General features: G+C 44.0%; 17 protein-coding genes and 3 tRNA genes. 18 read left to right on the top strand and 2 right to left on the bottom strand.

Translation table 11 applies throughout. The features are described from left to right. Positions 1–260: 260 nt before the first annotated feature. The 4 genes from DVO77_RS16275 (at position 261) to ompW (ending at position 3,760) form a co-directional block, all read left to right on the top strand. Positions 261–1,178: an SDR family NAD(P)-dependent oxidoreductase gene (locus DVO77_RS16275; RefSeq protein WP_110456220.1), complete on the top strand. Its 918-nt coding sequence runs from the start codon at positions 261–263 to the stop codon at positions 1,176–1,178. A 108-nt stretch (positions 1,179–1,286) separates the two neighbouring features. Further along, positions 1,287–2,147, top strand: a complete 861-nt coding sequence (gene tesB / locus DVO77_RS16280) for an acyl-CoA thioesterase II (protein WP_110456219.1) — start codon at positions 1,287–1,289, stop codon at positions 2,145–2,147. Between the two features lie 91 nt (positions 2,148–2,238). Then, positions 2,239–2,637, top strand: coding sequence for a YbaY family lipoprotein (locus DVO77_RS16285; protein ID WP_119979042.1), 399 nt, complete (start codon positions 2,239–2,241; stop codon positions 2,635–2,637). Between the two features lie 475 nt (positions 2,638–3,112). Next, the gene (ompW, locus tag DVO77_RS16290) at positions 3,113–3,760 is read left to right on the top strand and encodes an outer membrane protein OmpW (RefSeq protein WP_162599140.1); all 648 of its coding nucleotides are present in this window, start codon (positions 3,113–3,115) and stop codon (positions 3,758–3,760) included. A 92-nt stretch (positions 3,761–3,852) separates the two neighbouring features. On the opposite strand, the gene DVO77_RS16295 is transcribed toward ompW, so the two are convergent. After that, on the bottom strand, positions 3,853–5,172 hold the full coding sequence (locus tag DVO77_RS16295) for a Na+/H+ antiporter family protein (protein ID WP_119979053.1): 1,320 nt from the start codon (positions 5,170–5,172) through the stop codon (positions 3,853–3,855). A 312-nt stretch (positions 5,173–5,484) separates the two neighbouring features. Here DVO77_RS16295 and DVO77_RS16300 point away from each other — a divergent pair, with 312 nt between their 5' ends. Both DVO77_RS16300 and DVO77_RS16305 read left to right on the top strand, forming a co-directional pair. Next, entirely contained in the window at positions 5,485–6,090 is a 606-nt protein-coding gene (locus DVO77_RS16300) for a peroxiredoxin (RefSeq protein WP_110456216.1), read from the top strand. 151 nt (positions 6,091–6,241) lie between these two features. Next, positions 6,242–7,258 carry a DUF3137 domain-containing protein gene (locus tag DVO77_RS16305; protein ID WP_119979043.1) on the top strand — a complete coding sequence of 339 codons (1,017 nt, stop codon included), beginning with the start codon at positions 6,242–6,244 and terminating at the stop codon, positions 7,256–7,258. A 118-nt stretch (positions 7,259–7,376) separates the two neighbouring features. On the opposite strand, the gene rnt is transcribed toward DVO77_RS16305, so the two are convergent. Further along, on the bottom strand, positions 7,377–8,081 hold the full coding sequence (gene rnt / locus DVO77_RS16310) for a ribonuclease T (protein WP_119979044.1): 705 nt from the start codon (positions 8,079–8,081) through the stop codon (positions 7,377–7,379). A 191-nt stretch (positions 8,082–8,272) separates the two neighbouring features. Between rnt and DVO77_RS16315 the strand changes: the two genes are divergently transcribed. From DVO77_RS16315 to DVO77_RS16370, 12 genes are all read left to right on the top strand, one after another. After that, complete coding sequence (locus tag DVO77_RS16315) at positions 8,273–9,106, top strand: flagellar protein MotY (RefSeq protein ID WP_373317413.1); 834 nt, start codon at positions 8,273–8,275, stop codon at positions 9,104–9,106. Between the two features lie 591 nt (positions 9,107–9,697). Further along, complete coding sequence (locus tag DVO77_RS16320) at positions 9,698–11,851, top strand: prolyl oligopeptidase family serine peptidase (RefSeq protein ID WP_119979045.1); 2,154 nt, start codon at positions 9,698–9,700, stop codon at positions 11,849–11,851. Between the two features lie 168 nt (positions 11,852–12,019). Further along, a complete protein-coding gene (ybgC, locus tag DVO77_RS16325) occupies positions 12,020–12,418 on the top strand; it encodes a tol-pal system-associated acyl-CoA thioesterase (RefSeq protein WP_110456211.1) in 399 nt (132 codons plus the stop codon). Continuing rightward, the gene (gene tolQ, locus DVO77_RS16330) at positions 12,408–13,097 is read left to right on the top strand and encodes a protein TolQ (protein ID WP_110456210.1); all 690 of its coding nucleotides are present in this window, start codon (positions 12,408–12,410) and stop codon (positions 13,095–13,097) included. The genes ybgC and tolQ overlap by 11 nt, the downstream gene beginning before the upstream one ends. Further along, positions 13,097–13,531 (top strand): protein TolR, encoded by a 435-nt coding sequence (gene tolR, locus DVO77_RS16335; protein ID WP_110456209.1) that lies wholly within the window; start codon positions 13,097–13,099, stop codon positions 13,529–13,531. The genes tolQ and tolR overlap by 1 nt, the downstream gene beginning before the upstream one ends. Before the next feature lie 3 nt (positions 13,532–13,534). Next, positions 13,535–14,470, top strand: coding sequence for a cell envelope integrity protein TolA (tolA, locus tag DVO77_RS16340; protein WP_119979046.1), 936 nt, complete (start codon positions 13,535–13,537; stop codon positions 14,468–14,470). Between the two features lie 9 nt (positions 14,471–14,479). Beyond that, complete coding sequence (gene tolB / locus DVO77_RS16345; RefSeq protein ID WP_119979047.1) at positions 14,480–15,805, top strand: Tol-Pal system beta propeller repeat protein TolB; 1,326 nt, start codon at positions 14,480–14,482, stop codon at positions 15,803–15,805. A 32-nt stretch (positions 15,806–15,837) separates the two neighbouring features. After that, positions 15,838–16,380, top strand: coding sequence for a peptidoglycan-associated lipoprotein Pal (pal, locus tag DVO77_RS16350; RefSeq protein WP_110456206.1), 543 nt, complete (start codon positions 15,838–15,840; stop codon positions 16,378–16,380). A gap of 24 nt (positions 16,381–16,404) precedes the next feature. After that, the gene (gene ybgF, locus DVO77_RS16355) at positions 16,405–17,124 is read left to right on the top strand and encodes a tol-pal system protein YbgF (protein ID WP_110456205.1); all 720 of its coding nucleotides are present in this window, start codon (positions 16,405–16,407) and stop codon (positions 17,122–17,124) included. A 253-nt stretch (positions 17,125–17,377) separates the two neighbouring features. Then, a tRNA-Lys gene (locus DVO77_RS16360) sits at positions 17,378–17,453 on the top strand. 39 nt (positions 17,454–17,492) lie between these two features. Next, positions 17,493–17,568: transfer RNA gene (locus tag DVO77_RS16365), tRNA-Lys, on the top strand. A gap of 145 nt (positions 17,569–17,713) precedes the next feature. Continuing rightward, positions 17,714–17,789, top strand: a tRNA-Lys gene (locus DVO77_RS16370). Positions 17,790–17,804 lie beyond the last annotated feature (15 nt).

Here is a 17,804-nt window from a genome sequence, read left to right on the forward strand (position 1 = left end):
GCAAGCAATCTTGTTGTTACCAATTTGTAAAATTAAATCGCCAAAGTTTGAACGAGCGCACAATGCTTTGCCGATCCTGACTCATATTTGTCGGTGGCCTCAAAGAATATCACCATTATATATGCTGTCATAGGACTCTAGTGTAAGGTCGGTTAATGGCCAAATTAACTATTATCTAATTAATTAATATAAGATTATTTAGTTGCAATAGTTTGATGTAGGGAAGCATCAACAAGGCAATGACATAAGGAAAATGGCTGATGCGTTTTGATGAACAGGTGGCAGTAATCACTGGAGCCGGAGCGGGCTTAGGGCGAGCTTATGCCATCGCCCTTGCTGAGCGAGGCGCGCATGTCGCGCTCATTGATGCAGGTATTGCCGATCCTAACGCTGTGTTAACTCAAGACTCTGGCCTAATCAAAACAGCGCAAACCTTAACTGAACTCGGCGCGCAGACCTTGAGCTTTAAGTTAGATGTGCGTGATAGTGTGGGTTTAAATGATGCGGTTAAGACAATTCTTGCTCGCTGGGGCCATATTGATATTGTGATTAATAATGCCAGTATTCATCGTCCCTGTGCGTTTGAGGATCTTTCTTATGCCCAGTGGCAGCAACAACTCGATATCGATGTCAATGGCAGTTTTATGCTAACCAAGTTGGTGTGGCCTGAAATGAAACGCCAAGGTTATGGGCGTATACTCATGAGCTGTGGTGCCAGTGCTTTATATGGCGATCGACATGAAAGCTGTTTTTCCACCAGTAAGATGGCATTAATTGGCTTAGTTAATAGCCTGGCCATTGAAGGTATGGATAGCAATATCTGTGTTAATTCGATTACTCCCCACGCGTTGACCCAAATGACTGAACATCATTTGTCACCATTAGTTAAGCCACTATTTTCGACCTCATCGGTGAATGCAGTCATGTTATTTTTAACGTCGACTTTAGCGCCCACCGGGCAGCATTTATTGGTCGCTGCAGGTAGTGTGAGTCACGGCAAGTTTACCGAATCTCAACACATGCGCATTACCGATGCTGAGTGCAATCCAAATGTTATACATGCCCATTGGCATGAGCTTAAACAAGCACGTCCTTACCAAGTTCATCCCAGTGGCGAAGCTCAGGTCACTGCATGGGCTAAAAGAAGTGCAGGTGAACATCATATTGTGATTGAGTAATTGCCCGCGTAATTAAAAGCCTTCCGCTCCTGCTAGCCCCTAGTCATATGAACGTCTTCTAAGGTAAGCTTGTCGTCTAATTTAGGTAGATATTGTCGGTAAGGTGTAATGAGTCAAGTATTAGATGATCTGTTATCGCTGTTGTCGCTTGAGCAGATAGAGGTTGGCCTTTATCGAGGCCAGAGCCAAGATTTAGGCTTCGGTCACGTATTTGGTGGGCAAGTGATGGGCCAAGCCTTAAGCGCGGCGGCGCAAACCGTTGACCCTTTAAGGCAAGTTCATTCATTTCACTCCTATTTCTTACGCGCCGGCGATGAAAAACTGCCAATAGTGTACGATGTCGAAGTGGTTCGTGACGGTGGCAGCTTTAGTGCGCGAAAAGTGAAAGCTATTCAAAAAGGGCGGCCGATTTTTTACATGACCTGTTCGTTTCAAGCGCATGAGCAAGGTTTTGAACACCAAAGCCAGATGCCAGATGTGCCCGGACCTGAAGGATTAATGAACCAACAAGAACTGGCGATGACACTGCGCGATAAAGTGCCAGCCCATGTGCTTGAAAAGTTTATGGCCGACTCCCCGCTAGAGATGCGTTTAGTGAACCCCAGCAGCCCGGTAGCGCCAGCGGCATCAGATCCTAAGCGGTATGTATGGATCCGCGCCAACGGTAGTGTGCCCAATGATCTGTCGGTGCATGAATATCTGCTGGCCTATGCGTCGGATTTTAATTTTTTAGTGACCGCAGCCCAGCCCCATGGAGTGTCATTTTTAACTCCGGGCATGCGTATGGCCACGATAGATCATGCCATGTGGTTTCACCGTCCTTTAGATCTAAGTCAGTGGTTGCTTTACAGCATAGATAGTCCAAATGCGTCGGGCGGTCGAGGGTTTGTCAGAGGGGAGTTTTACAGTGAAGATGGCACCTTAGTGGCATCTGCCACACAAGAAGGTTTAATTCGTTTAACGCAGTGATGAGTTTGGTGAGATTAAACCGTGGCGAACAACCTAAAGCGCGGCTTGGGGCTTAAGGTATTTTTTATGATGAGTTAATGGGATGCACATAATGAAAGTTAAAGTAAAAGGGTTTATTACGCTGTTTTGTTTATTGTTGCTTAGCGCTTGCGTCACCGTTGAGCCCGAGCCGCCAGTGATCGTTAATGGAGCGGCAGGCTATTTAGAGCGCATAGCCTTACCTCAAGGCAGTGCTATTACCATTGCTGTTATCGATCTTGATACACCTGGAGTTATAGTGGCTCAGAAATCGTTTAATATTGCTAAGGTGCCTGTACCATTTAAATTCACCTTTGCCTCAGAGACTATCGACAGCGGCATTAATTATGGGGTGGTTGCGATGATTCGCTATAACGGTATGGTTATTTTTCAAACGTACGATAAATTCCCTGTTATCAATAATGATAAATACACCACTGAGGTGATTATGAAGCCAGTGCCAGCTCGTTAAACCCGCAGTTGTTTTGTCTGAAATAAGGAGCTACGGCTCCTTTTTTTATACCTAAAGTTTGCGCTCAATAAATTAGACTGGCCGAGTGCCCAATCTTTAACAAATCACTTAGCTGTTCCTCTAAGCATTTGGGGTAATTTGATATGTGTTTTTTTACTATCGGATACGACCCAATTGGCAATACGAAATGTTAACGCTAAGTTATTTGCAACCTGTTGGGTTAAGCCCATTTTTTATTTCATTTTGAGGTGAGGTATATTCTGCCGTTTGATCTAGGTCACTCTTTTTAAAGGGGTATTTTCAATGTTTGTTTTGTGGATGTGACCAGTGTCACCAATATGTGTTCGTGATTGTCGTGGCATTTGTTTTATTGACACAGATCAATATGTAGCAAAGTTGCAACTGGCAGGATGGCGGCAAATGTAAGTAATTTGCTAATAGCAATCTCAATACACAATTGTATTAATGGAGTAGTATGATGAAAAAATCTCTCGTTTCAGGTCTTGTCGCTGCCACCCTACTCGCTGGCGGATTTAGCGCTGCGGTTTCTGCTCACCAAGCTGGTGATATTATTGTGCGTGCAGGTGCCGTTGTGGTCGCACCAAATGAATCTAGCCAAGATGTCGCAGGTTTTGGTGAATTTAAAGTCGATAATGATACTCAGTTGGGGCTTAACTTTGGGTATATGCTGACCGATAATATTGGGGTTGAGTTGTTAGCGGCAACACCTTTTAGTCACGACATTTCATTAGACGGCGTTGGTAAGATTGCCGAAACTAAGCACCTTCCGCCAACCTTAGTCGCACAGTACTATTTTGGTTCGGCTCAATCTAAACTTCGTCCATATATTGGTGCCGGTGTTAATTTTACCAATTTCTTCGACAATGACTTTACCAATGATCTGAACGGCGCGTTGTCTGATCTCAGTCTAAGTAATTCATGGGGCTTAGCGGCTCAGGTTGGTCTTGATTATCAAGTGAATAAGAACTGGCTGGTGAACGCCTCTGTTTGGTATGCACAAATCAGCACTGATGTTAAATTCAATCTTGGTGATACACCTGTGATGATTGAAACCGATATCGATCCATGGGTTTATATGGTTAGTGTGGGTTACACTTTCTAAGCGCCATTAATATTGGTGTATCTTAGTTAGCGAAAAGGCAGCCAAGTGGCTGCCTTTTTCGTATCTTAAGTCGCTAAGTTATGCCATCAAGGTCACAACACCATAGCGGCAATCCAACCGAAGAGCAGCAACGGAATATTATAGTGGATGAAGGTTGGGATCACGCTGTCGCGAATATGGTCGTGTTGACCGTCCGCATTAAGACCCGCAGTGGGGCCTAGGGTTGAGTCTGAGGCTGGTGAACCCGCATCGCCCAATGCTGCCGCTGTGCCGACTAGTGCAATCGTTGCGGCAACAGAAAAGCCAAAACTCATGGCCAGAGGCACGTAAATCGTAGCGATAATGGGGATGGTTGAAAATGATGAGCCGATGCCCATAGTGATCAATAAGCCAACCACTAACATCAAGAACGCCGCTAACGCCTTATTATCGCCAATCAAGTAAGAGAGTGATTCTACTAAGGTACTGACATCACCAGTCTCTTTGACCACTGCAGCGAACCCAGCAGCCGATATCATGATAAAGCCTATATTAGCCATCATGCGCACGCCTTGATTAAAGATATCTTGGTCGGCAACATGCTTAAGCGCCCCTGAAAAACTGAAGATGATAAAGCCAATCAGAGCGCCAAAAATCATTGAGCCAGTATAGAGTTGCACCAATAGTGTGGCCAATATGGCGCTAAGGGCAATTAGAATATTGCGGCGATTAATGCTGGCTTCGGGTTCGTTAACTAACGCTGTTGCTTGTTGATATTCACGAGGCTTACGGTAGCTAATGAATGTGGCGACTAACAGGCCGACAATCATCCCAAGCGCGGGTATCAACATAGCCGTTGGGATCTGTTCGCGCACGGCATCAAGATTATTGCTATTAAGGTTAGAGAGCAAAATATCGTTGAGGAAGATGCCGCCAAAGCCAATGGGTAAGATCATGTAAGTGGTGACCAAACCAAAGGTGAGTACACACGCCACTAAACGGCGATCTAGACGTAATTTAGACATGACGTGTAGTAATGGCGGGATCAATATGGGAATAAAGGCGATATGGATAGGCAAAATATTTTGCGAAGAAACGGCCATTGCCAGTAGGGCAAGCAACAGTAACCAACGCACGCGATTGATGTTACGACTATTTTGCTCTTTACCCAGCTGGGCTATCACTTTTGTTGAAATTAACGTCGTTAGACCCGAGTGAGAAAGGGCAACGGCAAATGCGCCTAATAAGGCATAGCTGAGAGCGATTTGAGCACCACCACCGAGTCCGGTATTAAATGCATCGACCGTATGCTGTAAATCCATGCCACCCACTAAGCCTGCTACGAGCGCACTGATGGTGAGCGCGATAACGACGTGAACTCTTGCCAGGCTGAGCCCCAGCATCAAGCAAACTGCAATAACAACTGCATTCATAAATTTTTCTGGCTTATTGTGGTTTGAGAGGGGGCTATTTTCGACCGCAAGCGTGCTATTTGTCCAGCCGATCGGCATTTTATCTGTAAAAAAAGCACAGATGTAACGTAACTGTATCTAGCTTTACTGCATAAGTGTGAACCCTTGGTGGACACTGGTGTTGGGCTCGAACAGTTATTGGGCAACTAAAATCAAATTGTTCAAAAAAAGTGACAATGATCCCAAATAGCTTGTGTCCCGCTGTCGACTGCCTATAATGCTTTTTAGTTCATAGTTATAAAGCTTTTTTCAATCCATAGATGGAGATATAAAATGAGTGTATTAGTAGGCCGTCCGGCTCCTGATTTTACTGCTGCAGCGGTTCTTGGTAATGGCGAAATCGTAGATAGCTTTAACCTAAGCGAAGCGATCAAAGGTAAGACAGCTGTAGTATTCTTCTACCCACTTGATTTCACTTTCGTTTGCCCATCTGAACTGATCGCTTTCGATCATCGTATGGATGAGTTCAAGAAGCGTGGCGTAGAAGTTATCGGTGTTTCTATCGATTCTCAGTTTACTCACAACGCATGGCGCAACACTCCAGTAGATAAAGGTGGTATTGGCCAAGTTCAATACACTCTAGTTGCTGACGTTAAGCACGAAATCTGTAAAGCATATGATGTTGAGCATCCAGAAGCCGGTGTTGCTTTCCGTGGTTCTTTCTTGATCGACAAAGAAGGCCAAGTTCGTCATCAAGTGGTTAACGATCTTCCGCTTGGTCGTAACGTAGACGAAATGATCCGTATGGTTGACGCGCTACAATTCCATGAAGAACATGGTGATGTTTGTCCTGCGGGCTGGGAAAAAGGTGACAAAGGTATGGACGCAAGCCCTGAAGGCGTTGCTTCTTACCTGACCGACAACGCTGACTCGCTATAATCTTAAGATAATAGCTTGTTACTGAAAAAGCCGCGTTCATCGCGGCTTTTGTGTATTTGTTATACCAATGATGCACGTTGATGTGGGTGAGGAGAAAACCGTAAGGTTAGTTGGTATGACGCAGTATCAAAACATATTCAAGGAGTGATAAATGGATCCGATGGAGTTTGATATTCCTGAAAAGGATAAACTTCCCTTTAGTCAGTACTACAAGCGCAATATTGCCCCCAAATGCGCGGCCTATGAAAAGAAGCGCATAGCGGCTATCAAGCAATACAACGAGCGAGCAAAAATCGCTAAACCGTTAGGCAAATTAGTCATGCCTATGTTTCTCGCCGGATTTGGTGCGATGTTTTATAGCTTAGCAGTGCTCGATGACAGCCAACTTTTTACCATAAGTTTCATTTCTACCATAATGCTATTGTTAATCATTGTTGGTGTTTTCTATTGGGCCTATGGCGAAGCAACTAAGTTAAGCAGGGATATTTTTGCCAAGCTTTACCCCATACTCATTCGTTATTTTGGTAAGGAATTTGAACTCAATCCGCCAAATTTGCCAGAGTTAGAAACTTACAAAGATTACGGCATCTTACCTAAATATGACCGCGGCTATTTTCAAGACTCCTTCAAAGGAAAGTATCAAGGCATTAACTTTCTGTTGCGCGAGGTTGGGTTAGATATCAAGGATGGTACTAATAGTGACAATCAAACCCGATATAAAAATATTTTCACAGGTATATTGATTGAATTTGATATCTCTAAACGTTTTTCTGGCATTACCCTGGTTAGCAAAGACAGAGGTATGTTAGGTAATAAACTGGACGCGTTTAAAAGTGATTTATCGCGAGTTAGGCTCGAGGATGTGCGCTTTGAACGAGAGTTTGAAGTTTATAGTAGCGACCAGATAGAAGCACGTTACTTACTTAATACGGCGACTATGGAGCGGTTACTTTCAATAGGACGGTTTTATAATTCTGAACTGGAAGCTTGCTTTAAAGATGGTAAGCTATTGATTAAAATAGCGAGTACACATAATTATTTTCAATCTAATTTAGATATTAAACAAGAACTAAGCTTTCAAGATGATATTGAACAACTTTTTAAAGAGTTGGGAGAAGTGTTCGCATTGATTGAGACGTTAAAGTTAGATCAACGAATAGGCCTCTAGAGTGCCGCTTTAACGGATTAATTACGAAGAGGGGGGATACTTGTACAATAATGTTGTATCCCCTCGCGATAACGTTATCATTGGCGTGTTATCGGTTAACAGGATTGGCTGAATTAACCTATTTTGACGCTGTTGAATCTACTTGTATTTCATTTGTTTTATCAATGGATTGCCCATTGGTGTTTTCTGTAGCACTAAGGGGCCAGCCGCCTAATGCTTTCCATTTATTGACTATATGGCAAAAAAGCTCAGCAGTACGCTCAGTGTCATACAATGCTGAATGCGCTTCTTTATTATCAAAATCAATCCCAGCGATAGCACAAGCCCTAGCGAGGACGGTATGCCCAAGTGCAAGACCTGACAGCGCTGCGGTATCAAAGGTAGCAAAGGGATGAAACGGTGTGCGTTTCAATCCATTACGTTCAATCGCCTTAGTCACAAAGCCATGATCAAAGGCGGCATTGTGAGCGACTATGATGCTACGGTGGCAGCCGGATGCTTTTTGTGCTTTCTTTACCTCTTTAAATATTTCTAAAAAGGCTTCTTTTTCGGATACTGCACCGCGCAATGGGTTAGATGGATCAATACCGTTAAATGCCAAAGCTTCAGGTTCAAGATTGGCGCCTTCAAATGGCTCAATATGATAATGCAAAGTTTTATCTAGCATTAACTCACCCTGCTCATCCATTTTTAGCATAGTAACTGCAATTTCAAGCAACGCATCGGTCTGGGCATTAAACCCAGCTGTTTCTACATCGATAACCACAGGGAAATACCCCCGAAAACGGTGGTTGAGTTTATTAGCGTCGCACATATCGCTCATCAAATTATCCAAATAATTAGTCAGTGGCTATTATGAAGTATCTGGCCAGAGCTTGTCATGTTTGATCGGTCAATATATAAGCTAAAGGAATGGCGAAAGACGCCGATAGCCTTAAGTAACGCAATAAATGAGAGTGATTGTCTATGTTTGCTAGGGTGCTGTTGATTTTTACATTATGGTTGAGCTTGGGGATGTCGCTGACAGCTCATGGTGAGTTGCGCCATTATGTGGCATCTCTGGAGCAGTCACAGTGGCGAATTAGCGACAATACACCAATAGTCTGTCGACTCGAACATGACATCCCTTCATACGGTAAGGCGGTATTTACGAGCTATGCAGGTAAACATCATGATTTGAATTTCACACTGGATATGTGGGTTAAACCTGATGAGGTCACGCACGCAACACTGATGAGTATGGCGCCTTCATGGCGCCCTGGGGTGTTGTCGAAACCGATAACCGATCTCACCTACCAAAAGTACTTTAGCGGTGAAGTGCCTAAACATGCGGCTTGGTCGATGTTGAATGAATTAGAGCGCGGCATGCAGCCCACATTTTATTATGCCGATTGGTATAATCGTTCCAGTAAAGTGGCTGTCGGGCTTTCAGCTGCCAATTTTGCACGTAAATATACCGATTTTCGCGCATGTTTAGCCAATCTATTACCTTACAGTTTTGAAGATATCGCTTTCACTGTATTAACCTATGAGTTTGGTGGTAATGAGTTAACTAGGTACTCTAAGGCGCAAATTGCTAAAGTGCAGCAATATCTGTCTTATGATCCTGATGTAGAGTTAGTGCTTATCGATGCCTATACCGATAGCTATGGCGGCCGATCTATCAATGCTAAGGTATCAGAAACACGGGCCAATTCAGTTAAAGATCTGTTTTTATCGGCAGGTATACCACAAGATCGTATTTATACCGAAGGCCATGGTGAGCGTCGTCATGTGGCATCTAATGACACTATTGAAGAACGTGCGCGTAACCGCAGGGTAGTGATAAGGTTGAGTAAGCCACTATAGATCTAGCGGCTGAAATTCAGATAAGCCCAGCTAATGCTGGGTTTTTTATTGCCACAAATTTGTGCTGTATTATTACAGGCAAAAATATAGGTAAAAAAAAGCCCACTTAATATTCTTAAGTGGGCCGCAAATAATAAATTGCAATCAACAAATTGAAGGAAGGAAGTCAAGCATAAGAACCAGGGAAAAACTCACGTGAATCACCACACAAGTTTAGAGTTCTTGTTTTCAAATCTACATGGGGTAGACACTTCCTGAAAACGAGGCGAATTATAGGATTAGCCTTTCAAAGCAGCAAGCGAGAAAAATTGCTAGTTTAAATTAGTATTTCTAATGCTTAACCTGAGGTAGTTTTTGCTGAATGCACCAATCTTGTTAGTATTCGATTGATTAAGCATAATCAGTGCATATTTTTACGTTTTACAGAGCTTATCCATGTTAGTTTTTTATTAACAATCCGCAGTAGTAGCATTGTTGTTGATTGTCTTAATATTATTGCACTGTGTAATTTTACTTGTATAGTACGTGGTTATGAGCTTTTGCTCACAATTTTCATGATAAATAATAACTAGATATCCAGGATGGCAACAGATGAGTCTTAAAACGATTTTATCGAAACAACACCTTTTGGTAGCGGGGTTTGGGCTGATGCTCAGCGGCTGTCAGTATAATGCATCTCAAACTGATGACACGTTAACGACGGCTTCGCCTCAAGGCGTGGTCGAGACCCTTCATGGCGTTCAAGTGGCCGATCCCTATCGTTATCTTGAAGAAGACACTGAAGCAACCCAAGCCTGGGTTAAACAGCAGCAGCAGGCCGGTCATGATTATCTGGCTCAACTCGAAAATAAACAGGCTATTGTCGAGCGTATTACTGAGCTGTGGAATTATGAAAAAGTGACCGCTCCATCTGAGCATGGCGATTACACCTTCTATTATCGCAACGATGGCCTACAGGCGCAGTCGGTGTTGTATGTTAAAGATAAACAAGGACAAGAAAAGGTTGCCCTCGATCCAAATGGGTTTTCAACCGATGGTACCGTGGCATTAAGTGGTGTGTCTGTTAGTGGTGATGGTAAAACGATTGCCTATGGAGTGTCCAAATCAGGTTCGGACTGGCAACAGTGGCAATTTATTGATGTGATTAGTGGTAAAAAATTAGTTGATGAGCTCAATTGGATTAAATTTTCTAGTGCACAATGGAGTAAAGATAACCAAGGAGTGTACTACTCTCGCTATGATGCACCAGCGGGTGGTAACTTACTTGCCGATGTCAACTTTAACCAAAAAGTCTACTACCACAAACTGGGTACAGATCAATCTCAAGATGTGTTGATTTATGAGCGCCCACAGAATAAAGATTGGGGCTTTGGTGCCGAAGTCTCAGAGCAGGGCGATTATCTGTTGATCTCCATCTCTCAGGGTACCGACAGTCGTAATCGTTTCTTCTATAAGTCGTTAACCGAACAAAATGCCCCAGTGGTTGAATTAATTGTTGAGCTTGAAGCCGAATACAGCTTCTTGGGTAATGATAAATCAGTCTTTTATTTTAAGACCGATTTAGATGCGCCAAATGGCAAAGTGATTGCGATTGATGTTAATCGCCCAGCTAAAACCAATTGGAAGACTGTGATTGCTGAATCAAGCGATCCTATCGCGAGCGTGGCCATTATTAATGACCACTTGGTTGTCAGTTACCTGCATGACGTATTAGGTCAGCTATCTATTTTCAGCATGGATGGCGTTAAACGCCAAGATGTAGATTTACCTGGTAAAGGTAAAATTGCCGGCCCTTATGGTAAGCGTAGCAAAGACTATTTCTATTACACTTTTAATAGTTATGTGCAGCCACAGACTACTTATAAGTTTGATTTTAAAACGGGTCAATCTAGTCTGTACGCTAAACCCAAAGTCTCATTCAATCCTGATGACTATGTGTCAGAGCAAGTGTTTTACAACAGTAAAGATGGCACCCGTGTTCCTATGATGGTCTCTTATAAGAAGGGATTAACACTTGATGGTAATAACCCAACCTTATTGTATGCCTATGGTGGATTTGCCATTTCGTTAACCCCGCGCTTTAGTCCAGCTAATATAGCGTGGATGGATATGGGCGGTATATATGCTGTGCCTAATCTTCGTGGTGGTGCCGAATATGGCGAAAGCTGGCATCAAGCGGGCATGTTTGATAAGAAACAAAATGTGTTTGATGATTACTATGCTGCAGCGCAGTACCTTATCGACAACCATTATACTAACAGCAGTAAATTAGGTGCTTATGGTCGCAGTAACGGTGGTTTGTTGATGGGAGCTGCATTGACTCAACGCCCTGATCTGTTTGCCGCTGTGCTACCTGCAGTCGGTGTTTTAGATATGCTGAGATTCCACAAATTTACTATCGGTTGGGCGTGGACTAGTGAATATGGCTCTGCCGATGTAGCTGAGCAGTTCCCTGCGCTGCTTGCTTATTCGCCTTACCATAATATTACAGAGCGTGAATATCCGGCTACCATGGTAATGACAGCCGATCATGATGATCGCGTCGTACCACTGCATAGCTTCAAATTTGGTGCGCTGCTGCAAGATCGTCAAACTGGCGATGCGCCGATCATCATGCGTATCGAATCGAAAGCCGGTCACGGTGCAGGCAAGCCAACGGCAATGAAGATTGATGAATTTGCTGATATCTACAGTTTTCTATGGCACAGTTTTGGTTTAACCGTACCCGCTAAGATTGGTGGTTAACCGACTAACCATTAACTCAGTATTGAAAGGGAAGTGAATAACTTCCCTTTTTTATTAACAAAATTTTATGAAGTAACTGCTCACTGTTCGTGCCTGAACCATTCACAATTGTCCACGCTGTAGGTATAGTAGGCCTCTATTTTAGCTAATGTTTGGCAATCATTGTTTATGTTTCGTTGGCCCATTTCTGTTTATTACGAAGATACCGATGCTGGGGGAGTGGTTTATCACTCAAACTACCTCAACTTTTTCGAGCGCGCTCGCACCGAGTGGCTTAAAAAAATTGGCGTGAAACAGACTCAATTACTCGCCGAAGATATTGCTTTTGTCGTTAAAAAGGCGGAATTAGACTTTAAGGTAGCCGCTCGTTTTGAGCAGGAACTGGTGGTCGAAACGGAAGTGATGGAATTGAAAAAGGCCTCTTTGCTATTTCGTCAACAACTGCTTGATGCATCAGGTAAGTTATACTGCGAAGGCCATATTCTGGTTGCCTGCATTGCCTTGTCACGTATGAGACCAAGAGCTATTCCGCATAACATTGTTCAGGAGTTTAAGAGTGGAAGCTGATATTTCCTTTATCGGGCTGTTTTTACAAGCCAGTTTATTAGTTAAGTTTGTCATGTTGACGCTGTTAGCGTTATCGGTGATTTCCTGGGCAGTGATTATTCAACGTCGGCGTTTACTGGCTTCGGCTAGGCAACACGCGCTTAAATTTGAAGATAAGTTTTGGTCTGGTGTCGATTTAAATAAACTCTATAAAGAGCTGTCTGCTCGCCAAGACAACAATAGCGGTTTAGAGGCGCTATTTTATAGTGGTTTTAAAGAGTATGCTCGGTTAAATAACCTTAATGGTAAAGTGCCCAGTGCTGTGATGGACGGCAGTTATCGTGCCATGCGTGTGGCATTGTCGCGCGAACTTGAAAAGCTAGAGACTCACTTACCCTTATTAGCCACCATAGGATCAACCAGTCCCTATATTGGTTTGTTTGGAACTGTATGGGGCATCATGAACTCCTTTATCGCTCTAGGCGCGGTTGAAAACGCGACGCTCGCAATGGTTGCGCCAGGGATTGCCGAGGCCTTGATTGCGACCGCAATGGGCCTGTTTGCCGCCATTCCTGCGGTTATTGCGTACAACCGTTTTTCGACTCAGGTGGATAAAATTGAGATGTCGTACGCTAACTTTATGGAAGAGTTTTCCAGTATTTTGCACCGTCAAGCTTATAGCGAGAAGGAAGAGATCTAATGCAACAAGGTTATCAGCGTAAACGACGCCGACCTGTCGCTGAGATCAACGTTGTCCCTTATATCGACGTGATGTTGGTCTTGTTGATTATTTTTATGGTCACGGCGCCGATTGTTACCCAAGGGGTTAAAGTTGACTTACCACAAGGGCAAGCCGAAACCTTACCCGCAGACAGCAAGCCACCTGTGGTTGCATCTATTGACGCCAATGGCGATTACTACCTCGATGTGGGCAGTAGCAGCACCAAGGAAGTATTAGAGCTCGAAGAGGTAGCGACTCGGGTTGCTGCTATTATTTTGCTCGAACCTGAACGCCCTGTTGTGGTCAAAGCCGATAGGCATATTCCTTATGAAAAAGTGATTCAATTGATGGTGTCGTTGCAAAAAGCGGGTGTGCCATCAGTGGGTTTGATGACAGATTCGCCTGAGGAGTAGTGGGTGGCAGCTAAATCAGATTTTACTTTACCTCTTGTTATTTCCGCCAGTATCCACATTGGCGTGATCATCGTTGTGGCGATGGGCGTTGATTTTGATGAGAAACCTAAAGTTATGCCCCAGGCTAGCGCACCAGCCGTGCAAGCTGTGGTGGTTGATCAGCAAAAAGTGAACCAACAGGTGCAAAAAATCAAGGCAGAGCAGCAGGCTGCTGAACGCAAAGAGAAGGCACGTCAAGATGAATTAGAGCGCCGCGCCAGAGAAGCGACCCAAGCGAGAGAACGTGAGCAAGCCAAAATTAAGCAGCTAGAAAAAGAGCGCAAACAAAAAGAGATAGAAACTCAAAATGCAGCGGCAGCCGCAAAAGCGGCTAAGTTGAAAGAGCAGCAAGAAAAAGAGAAAGCTGCACAGGCTGAAGCGTTGCGTAAGCAAAAAGAAGATGAACGTAAGGCAGCAGAAGCCGCGGCAGCCAAGGCTGAGGCTAAGCGTAAACAGGAAGAGGCCGCAGCAAAGAAGGCGGCTGAGGAACGTAAACGTAAAGAGGAAGCCGAGCGTAAACGTAAAGCCGAAGAACAAGCACGTTTAGAGCAAGAGCGCATGATGGAAGAAGCCTTAGCGGCTGAGCAAGCGGTATTATCACAAACACGCAATAAGCAGGTGACAACCGAGGTACAACGATACACTTCGATGATCCGGGCGACCATTCAGCGCAACTTAGTGGTGGATGAGTCGATGCGTGGTAAAAGTTGCCGTATCTTTATTCGCTTAGCAAAAGATGGGTTTGTGACCGGTAATGAAATCTTATCGGGCGATCCTGTGGTTTGCCGTGCGACGAAAGCTGCCATTAATAAGGCGGGGCGCTTACCTGTATCGCCAGAGGCTGACGTGTATAACAAGTTAAAAGAGATTAATTTAACCGTTCAACCGGAATTTAATTAAAGGGGCTTCATGAAGATTTTGACAAAATGGCTTATTTTAGGGCTGCTGATCTGCACAGCACCTGTTAAGGCTGCACTGGATATAGTGATCACCGAAGGGGTTGATGCCGCGCGTCCTATCGCAGTGGTGCCGTTTGTTTGGCAAGGTACGACGCCTATGCCTTCACAAATATCGGATGTGGTGATGTCGGATCTGACTCGCAGTGGCACATTTAAACCTTTGGATGAACTTGGCCTACCTCAGCGTAACATCAGTACTGCGGCAAACTTTAATGCCAAGCTTTGGTCCAATGTTGGGGCAGAAGCCGTTGTGCTGGGCTCAGTAAAACCTTACGGGGCAGATCAATATTTAGTCAATTTCGAACTCATCGATCTGGTTAAAGCCCAAATGCAGTCAGGCGGCCCTTCATCGGCTGCCGACTATGTTATCGACAGCCGTGAAACCGTGATAAGCGCAGCCCAGTTTAGACAATATGGCCACCGTATTAGCGATATCGTCTATGAAAAGTTGACCGGGATCCGTGGAGCGTTTTTAACGCGTATTGCTTATGTTGTGGTCGACCATCAAGATAAATCGCCTTACAAGCTAATGATTGCCGATTATGATGGATACAATGAACAGATGTTACTGCGCTCACCAGAGCCATTAATGTCGCCTTCATGGTCTCCTGACGGGCGCAAGCTAGCTTATGTCAGTTTTGAAAATAAGAAAGCTGAAGTGTTTGTGCAAGACATTTATACTCAGTCACGCACTAAGGTGACGAGTTTCTCAGGAATTAATGGTGCACCTTCGTTTTCGCCCGACGGCAAAAAGTTAGCGCTTACCTTGTCAAAAGATGGTCAGCCTGAAATTTATGTGGTTGATATCGCGACTAAAGCGATTAAACGTATTACCAATCATTATGCTATTGATACTGAAGCGTCATGGACGCCAGATGGGCAATCGTTAATTTTCACCTCTGAGCGAGGTGGGCGTCCACAGATCTATCAAGTGACACTGGCTTCGGGTAAAGTTTCAAGGTTAACTTTTGAAGGTGAATGGAATTTAGGTGGTTCTATTTCTCCAGATGGTCGCAGCATGGTGTTTGTTAACCGTACTAACGGTAAGTTTAATATTGCTCGAATGGATTTAGAAACGCGCTTTATGCAAGTACTGACTTCAACGCGTTTAGATGAGTCACCCAGCGTTGCACCAAATGGCACTATGGTCATTTACGGTACAACCTATCAAGGACAACAAGTTTTAGCGGCGGTCTCTATGGATGGCCGGTTTAAGGCAAGACTGCCAGTCGGTCAAGGGGAAGTAAAATCTCCTGCTTGGTCACCTTTTTTATAATATCAATCTCGAAAAAAGATTAAGGATGTAAAATGAATTTTAATAAGCTTTTTAAGGCTATGTTGGTTGCAGTTCCCGTTATGGCAATGAGTGCATGTAGTACCACATCTGAATCAGAAACAGATGCAAGTAGCTCAATGGGCGGTAGTAATAACGGTAGCGAAATGACAGCCGGTGGTGTTGAAACCGGCGGTGTAGCACCCATTTTAACTCCTGAAGAGCAGCAACGTCTTAAGTATCAAGAGTTACGTAAAGAACACATCATCTATTTCGATTTTGATAGAAGCTCGGTTTCTTCAGAGTTTTCTGAGGTGCTTAATGCTCACGGCGAATACTTAGTTGAACATCCAAATGTGCGCGTTATGATTGAAGGTCATGCCGATGAGCGTGGTACGCCTGAGTATAATATCGCCCTAGGTGAGCGCCGGGCTAAAGCGGTTGCTAAATACTTACAAAGCATGGGTGTTTCACCAAGTCAAATGAGTATTGTGAGTTACGGTGAAGAGAAGCCACTTGATTTTTCTCGTACCGATGCTGGATTTGGCAAAAACCGTCGTGCGGTATTAGTTTACTAATAACTGATATTAACAGGGATACATATGAAACATGCCGTACTAACCGCGGCAATTCTGATGAGTGTTGGTGTGGCGGTTGCCGCACCAGCACCGGTTGAAGATATTGCTGGTGGTGCTTCTAATGATAGAGTGGCTCGTTTAGAGCGTATGCTCAAGGCAAAACAGGCTGCCGAGTTTGAAACGCAGCAACGACTCGATACCTTGCAACAAGAAGTATTAGATCTGCGCGGGTTGACTGAACAGCAAAGCTATCAGATAAATCAGATATTACAGCGTCAACGTCAGCTTTATGATGATATTGCAAAGCTCAGCAGTGCTAAATCGGTGGCAAATACGGCCACTCCTGTAGCCTCTGAAACCACATCATCATTAGGCGAAACGGCCAGTTATGAGCAAGCGGTTAATTTGGTGCTTAAACAGCGTCAATATGATGAAGCAATCCCTGCATTTAGAAATTTTATAAAACAGTATCCGAGCTCTACGTACGCGGCTAACGCGAATTATTGGCTCGGACAATTGTTATATAATAAAGGTGAATTTGCTGAGGCGACTCAAGCATTTGATACCGTAGTTAAACAGTTTAAAGATTCAAATAAGCGTGGTGACAGTCTGGTTAAGCTAGGGATGATTGCACAAAAGCAGTCTGACAATGCCACAGCCAAGCGTTACTATCAACAAGTGATCAACGAATACGCTAATAGTGCAGCTGCAAGAATCGCTACACAGCAGTTGGCGGGTATTTAATCTCTATTTAACTAAAAAACATACCCTTAGTTTGTTTTTCATGCAAACGAAAAGAAATGATAAATTTGCACTTGCATGAGAAGATGAAAAAGGTATTATAGGCGCCCTCAAAGCGGCGTAGTCGCAAGGGCGCTAAATCAATAAGATTTAGCTGTAAAAAAATGGGTCATTCGTTTAGTCGCTATGTTTATAGCAAAAGACAGTTGGCTGTTAACCATTGGTGAGGGTTAATTTACATTATCATCACTCAGATGGGTCGTTAGCTCAGTCGGTAGAGCAGTTGGCTTTTAACCAATTGGTCGAAGGTTCGAATCCTTCACGACCCACCACTTTCTCTACAAGTGGCTAAACAAGTAGGTCAATAAGATGGGTCGTTAGCTCAGTCGGTAGAGCAGTTGGCTTTTAACCAATTGGTCGAAGGTTCGAATCCTTCACGACCCACCACTTTCTCTACAAGTGGCTAAACAAGTAGGTTAATAAGATGGGCCGTTAGCTCAGTCGCTATTTTAGAATAGCGTTTTAGAATAGAGATGGGGCAGTTGGCTGTTAACCATTGATGGCGGTTAATTTACATTATCATCACTCAGATGGGTCGTTAGCTCAGTCGGTAGAGCAGTTGGCTTTTAACCAATTGGTCGAAGGTTCGAATCCTTCACGACCCACCACTTTCTCTACAAGTG

Source organism: Shewanella algidipiscicola, from assembly GCF_003605125.1.
GTDB lineage: Bacteria > Pseudomonadota > Gammaproteobacteria > Enterobacterales > Shewanellaceae > Shewanella > Shewanella algidipiscicola.